10 protein-coding genes are annotated in these 9,413 nt (G+C 45.3%); 4 read left to right on the top strand and 6 right to left on the bottom strand.

Annotated features, from left to right (window positions below; all coding sequences use genetic code 11):
- Positions 1-1,316, bottom strand: a 1,316-nt coding sequence (aspA, locus tag IQR33_RS30810) for an aspartate ammonia-lyase (protein ID WP_193844301.1), incomplete at its 3' end; no start/stop codon positions are given.
- 431 nt (positions 1,317-1,747) lie between these two features.
- On the opposite strand from aspA, the gene IQR33_RS30805 reads away from it, so the two are divergent.
- A complete protein-coding gene (locus IQR33_RS30805) occupies positions 1,748-2,266 on the top strand; it encodes an FxsA family protein (RefSeq protein ID WP_005386383.1) in 519 nt (172 codons plus the stop codon).
- A gap of 70 nt (positions 2,267-2,336) precedes the next feature.
- Here IQR33_RS30805 and trmL read toward each other — a convergent pair whose 3' ends face one another.
- From trmL to IQR33_RS30785, 4 genes are all read right to left on the bottom strand, one after another.
- On the bottom strand, positions 2,337-2,816 hold the full coding sequence (trmL, locus tag IQR33_RS30800; RefSeq protein ID WP_005382381.1) for a tRNA (uridine(34)/cytosine(34)/5-carboxymethylaminomethyluridine(34)-2'-O)-methyltransferase TrmL: 480 nt from the start codon (positions 2,814-2,816) through the stop codon (positions 2,337-2,339).
- Between the two features lie 136 nt (positions 2,817-2,952).
- Positions 2,953-3,561, bottom strand: coding sequence for a superoxide dismutase (locus IQR33_RS30795; RefSeq protein WP_005382382.1), 609 nt, complete (start codon positions 3,559-3,561; stop codon positions 2,953-2,955).
- Between the two features lie 174 nt (positions 3,562-3,735).
- A complete protein-coding gene (cpxA, locus tag IQR33_RS30790; RefSeq protein WP_005382383.1) occupies positions 3,736-5,130 on the bottom strand; it encodes an envelope stress sensor histidine kinase CpxA in 1,395 nt (464 codons plus the stop codon).
- The gene (locus IQR33_RS30785) at positions 5,130-5,819 is read right to left on the bottom strand and encodes a response regulator (protein WP_005382384.1); all 690 of its coding nucleotides are present in this window, start codon (positions 5,817-5,819) and stop codon (positions 5,130-5,132) included. Before IQR33_RS30785 ends, cpxA begins: the two co-directional genes overlap by 1 nt.
- 190 nt (positions 5,820-6,009) lie before the next feature.
- On the opposite strand from IQR33_RS30785, the gene IQR33_RS30780 reads away from it, so the two are divergent.
- The 3 genes from IQR33_RS30780 to pfkA all read left to right on the top strand — a co-directional run bounded on the left by IQR33_RS30780 (position 6,010) and on the right by pfkA (position 8,788).
- Positions 6,010-6,522, top strand: a complete 513-nt coding sequence (locus tag IQR33_RS30780; protein WP_047104268.1) for a CpxP family protein — start codon at positions 6,010-6,012, stop codon at positions 6,520-6,522.
- 111 nt (positions 6,523-6,633) lie between these two features.
- The gene (fieF, locus tag IQR33_RS30775; protein WP_025768809.1) at positions 6,634-7,542 is read left to right on the top strand and encodes a CDF family cation-efflux transporter FieF; all 909 of its coding nucleotides are present in this window, start codon (positions 6,634-6,636) and stop codon (positions 7,540-7,542) included.
- Positions 7,543-7,825: 283 nt separating this feature from the next.
- Positions 7,826-8,788: a 6-phosphofructokinase gene (gene pfkA, locus IQR33_RS30770; RefSeq protein ID WP_005381521.1), complete on the top strand. Its 963-nt coding sequence runs from the start codon at positions 7,826-7,828 to the stop codon at positions 8,786-8,788.
- A 91-nt stretch (positions 8,789-8,879) separates the two neighbouring features.
- Here the strand turns inward: pfkA and IQR33_RS34945 are convergent.
- Positions 8,880-9,413: MATE family efflux transporter (locus IQR33_RS34945; RefSeq protein WP_265575816.1), on the bottom strand; the 534-nt coding region annotated here is incomplete at its 5' end.

Below are 9,413 nucleotides of genomic sequence, written 5' to 3'. Positions count from 1 at the left end.
TTACCTACGATGTCACCTTCGTGGTGGCCGATGTATGGGTTTAGGTAAGTGACGATACCGATAGAGTTGTAAACGTAGTTTTCGCAAACTTCTTTGTTCACAGTGATGCCGTCGATACATTTATCACGTAGGTTCACACACGCGTTGTGTAGTAGAGAGATAGACTCAAACACACTTTGTGCGATCACAGGTTCCATAACGTTTAGTTGTAGCTGACCGCCTTCTGCTGCGAAAGAAACCGTGTTGTCGTTACCGAGAACTTTGAAGCAAACTTGGTTTACTACTTCTGGGATAACTGGGTTTACTTTAGCTGGCATGATTGAAGAGCCTGCTTGCATTTCAGGTAGGTTCAATTCATTTAGACCCGCACGAGGACCAGAAGAAAGTAGACGAAGGTCGTTACAGATCTTCGATAGTTTCACTGCTAGGCGTTTTAGCGCGCCGTGAGTCATTACGTATGCACCACAGTCAGACGTTGCTTCGATAAGGTCTTCTGCTGCAACAACGTCAAGGCCTGTTACTTCCGCTAGGTGTTTTACTGCAAGCGCTTGGTAGCCAGTTGGTGTATTTAGACCAGTACCGATTGCGGTTGCGCCTAGGTTGATTTCTAGGAGGAGTTTAGATGTGTAATCTAGAGCACGAATCTCTTCGTTTAGTGTTACCGCCCACGCATGGAACTCTTGACCTACTGTCATTGGTACTGCGTCTTGAAGCTGAGTACGGCCCATTTTCAGTACATCTTTAAACTCAACGGCTTTAAGTTCGAATGCGCCTTTTAGGTACTCAATTGCTTCCATTAGCTTGTGTACGCTGTTGTATACCGCAATACGGAAACCTGTTGGGTACGCACAGTTGGTTGATTGGCTCTTGTTTACATGGTCATTTGGGTTAACAAATTCGTATTGGCCTTTCTCTTTACCCATCAACTCAAGCGCGACGTTTGCGATCACTTCGTTCGTGTTCATGTTAACTGAAGTGCCTGCACCGCCTTGGAATACGTCTGATGGGAACTGATCCATACACTTGCCAGTTTCTAGGATCAAATCACACGCTTCGATGATGTAGTTTGCAACGTCTTTTGGAATAGCGCCAAGTTCTTTGTTTGCTAACGCTGCTGCTTTTTTGGTCATTACCATGCCGCGTACAAATTCTGGTACGTCAGAAATGGTCATATTAGAGATGTTGAAGTTCTCGATCGCACGTAGCGTATGAATACCGTAGTACGCATCTGCAGGGACATGACGTTGACCTAATAGATCTTCTTCAATACGAGTGGCTGGGTTTGCTGTTTTTGGAGCATCAGATAGGGTAGCCATAGCAGGATCCTTAGATGATAATTCTGATAATAAAGTTATTTATTAGCCATTTCTGCAATCTAGAATCCATTCATCAGAATTTTTGGCTGGAAAATCCGTCCTGACTTATGTGGCACATGATACTGCACCTAGCGCATAAAAATAGTAACTAGATCACCTTTTTCGTTTTTCATGAGTCAATAATTTGCAAAGTATGAACGGGTTATTAATAACCCTTTATGGGTACTCGATTTTCCTCGACAAACATGAGTTTTTAGAGTTCGAAATTAGCACTTTAAAAGCACGAAAAAATCGGTATGCAATTGAATGAAACGCGCTCCCGCTACTTTGTCTAAAAAAGAAGGAGACCAGTATGAACACGCTTTTTTACAACGATTCGTTTGAGCTTAGTCTGCTTTTACCATTACACTGAATTAAACAAAGGAGGGCGTGTGTTTCCTATCTTATTATTAGCGTTTATTTTTGTTCCGATCATTGAAATCGGCTTATTTATTCAGGTGGGCGGCTTTTTAGGTTTATGGCCGACCATTGCACTAGTCTTAATCACTGCATTTGTTGGTGCGTCGTTGGTTCGTAGCCAAGGTATACAAACACTGATGTCAGTACAGGGGCGTCTTGAACAAGGTGAAATTCCAGCCCAGCAAATTTTTGAAGGCGTAATGCTAGCGGTGGCTGGCGTGCTACTGTTAACCCCGGGCTTTATGACCGATGCCCTTGGTATGTTGGTGTTGCTTCCTGCGCCACGCGCCGCGATAGCTAAATACTTGATGAGCAAAATGGTGGTGAAAACCATGCATGGTGGTGGCTTCCAAGGTGGTTTCTCTAACCAGGGGCCATTTGAGCAAGACCCGTTCCGTCGTGACCCATTTGATTCCCAGTCAGATAATGGCAAGACCTTCGAAGGGGAATACGAGCGTAAAGACGATGATGATCGCAACAAGCTCAACTGATTGAGTTAGACAGTAAAGAAAACAAAAGGGCGCACCAAGCGCCCTTTTCTGTATTTGGAATTCGTGCTGCTTACAATGCGCCTTCAAAGCCCATTTGACGCCATGCTTCAAAAGCAATGATCGCAACGGCATTCGAAAGGTTTAGGCTGCGCGCATCTGGCATCATTGGAATGCGAATACGCTGCTCCATTGGTAAGCTATCGATGATTTCAGCAGGCAAGCCACGAGTTTCTGGACCAAACATCAAAACATCACCCGCTTGGTATTGTGCATCAACGTGGTGACCTGTGGTTTTGGTGGTGCAGGCAAACAATCGATAGTTACCTTGCTTCTCTTTCTCTAAATACTCTAAGAACGCTTGATAGTTTTTATGGCGTGTTACGCGAGCTAAATCATGGTAATCCAAACCAGCACGGCGGACTTTTTTCTCTTCAAGATCGAAACCCAGAGGTTCAATTAAGTGAAGGTTTGCACCGCAGTTGGCGCATAGTCGAATGATGTTGCCGGTGTTCGGCGCGATTTCTGGTTCGTATAAAGCGATATCAAACATGGTATTGAAATAGAGTTGGTCAAAGAGAGGGGCAGTATATACCCAAGTCACCGAGATATGCGAGATTCAGCAAGATTGACCTGGGTATGAAAGCAGGCATTAGCGCGGATGTTAATACCGTAAGTAGTGATGCTCTTTATAAGAGAGCGTGAGCATAGTTTTCTTCAACTGCTCGCCAGTTGACGACGTTCCACCACGCATCAATATATTCTGGGCGACGGTTTTGGTAGCTGATGTAATACGCGTGCTCCCACACGTCTAATGCGAGGATTGGTTCACCGCGCACATCCACTACATCCATCAGAGGGTTGTCTTGATTACTGGTGGACGTAATGTGAATCTCACCATCTTTTACGATCAGCCATGCAAAGCCAGACCCAAAGGTATTGATGGCTGCTTGGGCAAACGCCTCTTTAAATTGCGCAAAGCTACCAAATTTATCGTTAATTGCTTGAGCAAGCGCGCCTTGAGGCTCTCCGCCACCGTTTGGTGACATGCAATTCCAATAAATGATGTGGTTGTAATAGCCGCCCCCATTATTACGTACTGCTGGACTGAGCTTAGAGATATTGTCAAAGATCTCGTCTAATGACTGAGTTTCGAGCTCGCTCCCTTCAACGGCATTTACAAACTTATCAAAGTACGTCTTGTGGTGTTTGCTGTAATGCACTTCCATGGTTTTCGCGTCGATGTACGGCTCTAGTGAATCGTACGGGTAAGGCAGAGCGGGAAATGTATGTGACATAGTAAATCCTCCTTAATTGGAAAATTCACTTTAATGCTAACGATAATTATTATCAACTTTGATCTTTGTAAGGGTATTCTACGAAGCCTCACCAATTTCTAAAGTGAGGGTGGGGCTGTTAATCACTCACTCTAGAAATATGGTGCGAATTATTGTTAGTTCATCAAATTGAGACTAACAATTGATCGGTAAGGTGATACTCATGCGCAATCCGCCTAAAGGACTTCGGCTGGCTGCGATCGTGCCACTGTGCTGGCGAATGGCACTTTCGGTAATGGTTAGGCCGAGACCTGTGCCGCCAGAGTGGCGATCGCGTGCCGTGGAAACGCGATAGAACGGGCGAAAAATCGCGGCCAGTTCCTCTTCTGGTACACCTTCTCCATTATCGTCAACCGTGATACGAAGCGTATCGTCATCGGCTTTGATGTCGATTTGTACCTCATCTTTTCCGTAGTAAATGGCGTTACGAACGATATTTTCCACCGCACTCATCAGCAGTTTAGGGTTACCGGAAATATTGCGCTTAGGTAATTCTGAATAGTGTAGCTGTTTGCCCATTTGCTCTGCTTCAAACTGCGCATCTTTAATGATCTCTTCCCATAAACTTTCTAATGGCTGTGTTTCGCGAGTCATATGACTGTTCGCCTGCATGCGAGAAAGCTCTAATAGTTCGCTGATCATCTGTTCCAAGCGCTGCGCTTCGGTATCGATACGAGTCAATTCTGGGCTTTCTCCTTGTTTACGCGTCGCTAATGCGCTTGCCATGCGTAGACGAGTTAAAGGTGAGCGCAGCTCGTGAGAGATATCGGATAGCAAACGTTGTTGTCCTGAAATCATTTGATTAACCGCTTCGACCATCTGGTTGAAGCTGCTACCTGCTTGACGAAACTCCGCTGTGCCTTTTTCTAAATTTGGGTCTGTGACAAATTCACCTTTCGCTACACGTTGAGCAGCGGCTTCAAGACGACGTGCAGGCTGACTCAATGCCCAAGCAAGCCATAACAGCAATGGTGTACTAACCAGCATGACCGCAAGCAAGAGCTGGAATGGGTGATCAAACAGACGCAGGAGTAGAGGTGGTGGCTCATTCCACTTGAAGCCCACGTACATCAAGATATCGGAACCTGCCAAAGTGATAGGAATTGGGCCCGCAATCATGTATCGACCATACAGCTTCTGCTTTGGATTATTGTAATCTTCGATACTGGTGACAAAGTTTTGCATTGCACGCAATTGAAAATTGCTGCGTTTTTCTGTCGTAAGAACATTACCGCTGTAGTCAGAAAAAAACACTCGTGGGCGAGGGTCGTGCTTGCCGTGGCGGTTGCCCTCGATACGAAAAAGTATGCGGCCTAAATCAGTTTGCTGGCTGTATTTTTGTTGGATTGAGTCACGCGTTTCTACCATACGTTTGTAGTGTTCTTCTGGAATATCGCGAGCTTTGCGTGGGTCCAAATGTGGCAGTGATAGCACGGCTATCAATACTAATAACATGGTGAACCAAAAAATGGCAAAGATGCGTCCATACAGGCTATTGATGTTTGGCAGTTTGATGCGTGATAGGCGCATTAATCCTCCTCAAGCAGCATGTAGCCACGACCACGCAGGGTTTTAATTCGCGGCTTGCCATTGCTTTGATCTGGTAATTTTTTACGTAAGTTCGAGACATGCATATCGATAGCGCGATCAAAAGCAGCGAGTCGTTTACCAAGCACATCTAAGCTCAGTGTCTCTTTGGTCAGCACTTGTCCTGGGTTTTGTACGAAGTGGGTGAGTAGCGCAAACTCGGTTGCCGTGAGGTCGAGTAGCTGTTGCTCACAATACGCTTCTTGCTTACCGGGATAGAGGCGGATTTCTTGATACTCAATGCAATCGCTGTTTTTGGTATTTTTTTGTGTGCTGCTAGTGCGGCGTAAAATCGCACGGATACGCGCCAACAGCTCTCGGTCACTAAAAGGTTTTGGTAAATAATCATCCGCGCCCAGTTCCAAGCCGATCACGCGATCAATTTCTTCCCCTTTAGCGGTCAGCATCAAGACGGGAGTTTCCCAATTTTCACGTAAGCGTTTCAGCGTTTCCATGCCATTGAGTTTTGGCATCATGACATCCAACAAAATCAAATCAATCTTATCATTGATCGCGGCTAAGCCGGCTTCACCGTCATTTGCTTCGCTGACGTCAAACCCTTCGAAACTGAGTACTTCTTTTAATAAGCTGGTTAGCTCGATATCGTCATCGATTAAAAGAATGTTTGCCATGGGGGCACCTATAGTAAGTTACCGATAGCCTAATATTACATTGGAATGATGCGCAACGAAGAGGAGAAAAATCACTCTTTACGATTCTTTACGCTCCCTATACGTCGCTTTACCTAGCGGGTCGTATTCTATACTCAAGCGCTGTGAGAACAGCTCAGAAGAACCACTCACCTGTGTAAGGAATCGTATTATGAAGTCTGCAAAAAAACTTGTGTTAGCTGCTGTTGTTCTACCTCTTACTCTTGGCGCCGCAAGCGCATTCGCTTACGGTGGTAAAAACCATCATAAAGGTCCTCGTGACGAATGCGGCATGGGTATGGACCGAGGTGTCATGCGTCAACTAGACCTGACTGATGCACAAAAAGATCAGCTAAAAGAAATGCGTGAAGCAAACAAAGCAGAAATGAAAGCAAAATTCGCTGATGGCAAAGAAGCACGTATGGCTGAGCGTCAAGCGCATCACGCAAAAGTGCAATCGCTTTTGCTGGCGGATAATTTTGATGAAGCTCAAGCTACCGAGTTAGCAAAAGAGATGGTTGAGCGCCAAACGGAACGTCGCGTGCAAATGCTAGAAAGAAAGCACCAAATGCTTAGCGTATTAACACCTGAGCAGAAAGCGAAATTTGTTGAGCTACAAAATGAACGTATGCAAGAGTGTGGCGACAGAATGCACAAGCGCATGGAAAAGTCGCGCAATAATTAAGTCATGAATTGATGTTATATAAAGAGGCAGCCATTGGTTGCCTCTTTTTGATCTGGTTATTTCATGGTCATTCAATATACTCAACGTATGGTTTTAGTTAACTCTTTGATTATGAAACAGCAATACGCACGTTTAGTTACGACCGCCGCTTGGACTGCAACCATTGTGGCGACGCTTCTTCTGATAGTAAAAGTCATCACGTGGTGGGTAACCGGCTCAGTGAGCTTATTGGCGTCATTGATTGACTCCATGTTAGATATCGCGGCTTCGGTTGTGAATCTTGTGGTGGTTCGTTACGCCTTACAACCGGCAGACCGCGAACATACGTTTGGACATGGTAAAGCTGAGTCCTTAGCGGCCCTAGCCCAAGCAATGTTTATTTCGGGCTCGGCAGTATTTTTGATTCTTAACGGGATTGACCGATTTTTCCGCCCACATGCTTTACACGCACCGGAGTTAGGTGTGTATGTATCGCTGTTTGCGATTGTGGTCACACTTGGCTTGGTGATGTTCCAAAAACATGTGGTTCGCGTGACGGGGAGCCAAGCAATAGCGGCGGATTCTCTGCATTATCAGACTGACTTGTATATGAATGCTGCGATCATGGTTGCTCTGGGGCTCAGTTATTTTGGAGTGACTCAAGCGGATGCTGTGTTTGCGATTGGTATTGGTGTCTTCATTCTTTATAGCGCTTTCAAAATGGTCAGCGAAGCGATTCAAACCTTACTTGATAGAAAGTTGCCCGATGAAGAGCTTGAGCAAATTAACCAAGCTTGTTTGAGCGTAAAAGGGGTATTGGGCGTGCATCAGTTACGCACGCGAATGTCAGGACCGACGCGCTTTATACAGTTGCATTTAGAGCTAGACGATAACTTACGATTAATTGAGGCGCATTACATTGCTGATAAAGTGGAAGATAATTTATTGGCTCTGTTTCCTGATGCGGACGTATTGATCCATCAAGATCCATTGTCTGTCGTTTTCGGACCAGAGAAAGAGCAGAAAGCACAAGATTGGTAGGCTTGAAAAATCCATCAGTGCCCGACGACAAACAGGTACTTATTGACTATCTTTCCATCAATACTTATTAAGATTCGTGATCCTGATATGAATCAACAAAGTTTCATAGAGAAACTGTAATACTCTTACATAAGTAGAAAAGTTACATAAAAAAGTGCGTTTTCATTGGTAATCCTGTAGAGGAAATGTAACATAACGCACAGTTCTGGATTATGCAGGTTGCTTGGTAACAAGGGGCCTAAAAGAAAATTAAATAATTGATTGCCAAAGATCGAGGGTGAGCATGATTAAGAAGATCGGTGTTTTAACAAGTGGCGGTGACGCACCTGGTATGAACGCTGCGATACGCGGCGTAGTACGTACAGCACTATCCGAAGGATTGGAAGTATTCGGTGTGTACGACGGCTACCTAGGCCTATACGAAGGCCGCATCGAGAAGCTAGATCGTTCTAGCGTTTCAGATGTGATCAACAAAGGTGGTACGTTCCTAGGTTCTGCACGTTTCCCTGAATTTAAACAAGTGGAAGTTCGTGAAAAAGCGATTGAGAACCTGAAAAAACATGGTATCGATGCACTAGTGGTAATCGGTGGTGATGGTTCGTACATGGGTGCGAAGAAACTGACTGAAATGGGTTACCCATGTATCGGTCTTCCGGGCACAATCGACAACGATATCGCAGGTACGGATTACACTGTGGGCTACCTAAGTGCACTAAACACCGTTATCGATGCAATCGACCGTTTACGTGATACTTCTTCATCTCACCAACGCATTTCAATTGTAGAAATCATGGGCCGTCACTGTGGTGATTTGACTCTGATGTCTGCAATTGCGGGCGGTTGTGAATACATCATCACTCCGGAAACTGGTCTAGACAAAGACAAGCTGATCAGCAACATCCAAGATGGTATCGCTAAAGGTAAGAAACACGCGATCATCGCGCTTACTGAGCTAATGATGGATGCTAATGAACTAGCACGTGACATCGAAGCCGCGACAGGTCGTGAAACTCGTGCAACAGTACTTGGTCACATCCAACGTGGTGGTCGTCCAACTGCATTTGACCGCGTACTAGCATCTCGTATGGGTAACTACGCTGTTCACCTATTGATCGAAGGTCATGGTGGTCGTTGTGTAGGTATCGTGAAAGAGCAACTTGTTCACCACGATATCATCGACGCAATCGAAAACATGAAGCGTCCAGTACGCAACGATCTATACAAAGTTGCTGAAGAGTTATTCTAAGCAAGCTTGAAATAGATAAACAAAACCGCGGCTTTCCGCGGTTTTTTTGTATTTGAGAATCAACAAAAAAGAAACTAGCGATAGACGAGTGCTAAGACACGCTGCTCTGCTCTATGAGCGTTAATTTGCGCTCGCGCAGCGCAAACAAGTAGCCCAGTAGCCCACCCAACGTATTCCCAACCGCGATACCGATAAACAAGCCTTCAATGCTGTAGATTTGGCTCCCGACCCACGCCGATGGCAAGGTAAAAATGAACAGCCGCATAAAGCTCCACTGGAATGCACGCAATGGCTTGTGCATCGCATTCAAACCACTGACTAACATCATTACGATGCCTTGGAAGCCATAACTAAATGGCACCACCAGTAAATAATGCCAAAGCAGGTTTTTCACCGCATCTTCCTGAGAAAACAGCGCAGCCAGAGGAATGCTCAGCGGTACCATCATCAAGAAGATAAACCCTTGGAATACCACTGCAAAACGCATGCTAATAAATAAACCGGAAAAGGCTCGTTGCGGTTGTTTGGCTCCTAAATTTTGTGCCATAAACGGTGTGAGGGCAGAGGTCAGCGACATCAATACTAAAATCAATATGGACTCAATACGCTGCGCTGCGCCGTAAGC

The sequence above is a fragment of the Vibrio sp. OPT46 genome (assembly GCF_015163535.1).
In the GTDB taxonomy this organism is placed as follows: domain Bacteria; phylum Pseudomonadota; class Gammaproteobacteria; order Enterobacterales; family Vibrionaceae; genus Vibrio; species Vibrio alginolyticus.
Note: the sequence above shows the minus strand (reverse complement) of the source record. Positions and strands in the feature narration are given on the sequence as shown.

Bases quoted from the DNA above. Each gene is read 5' to 3' on its own strand.
- trmL (WP_005382381.1), bottom strand. From the start codon at position 2,816: ATGTTTGATATCGCTTTATACGAACCAGAAATCGCGCCGAACACCGGC.
- IQR33_RS30795 (WP_005382382.1), bottom strand. From the start codon at position 3,561: ATGTCACATACATTTCCCGCTCTGCCTTACCCGTACGATTCACTAGAG.
- cpxA (WP_005382383.1), bottom strand. From the start codon at position 5,130: ATGCGCCTATCACGCATCAAACTGCCAAACATCAATAGCCTGTATGGA.
- IQR33_RS30785 (WP_005382384.1), bottom strand. From the start codon at position 5,819: ATGGCAAACATTCTTTTAATCGATGACGATATCGAGCTAACCAGCTTA.
- IQR33_RS30780 (WP_047104268.1), top strand. From the start codon at position 6,010: ATGAAGTCTGCAAAAAAACTTGTGTTAGCTGCTGTTGTTCTACCTCTT.
- fieF (WP_025768809.1), top strand. From the start codon at position 6,634: ATGAAACAGCAATACGCACGTTTAGTTACGACCGCCGCTTGGACTGCA.
- pfkA (WP_005381521.1), top strand. From the start codon at position 7,826: ATGATTAAGAAGATCGGTGTTTTAACAAGTGGCGGTGACGCACCTGGT.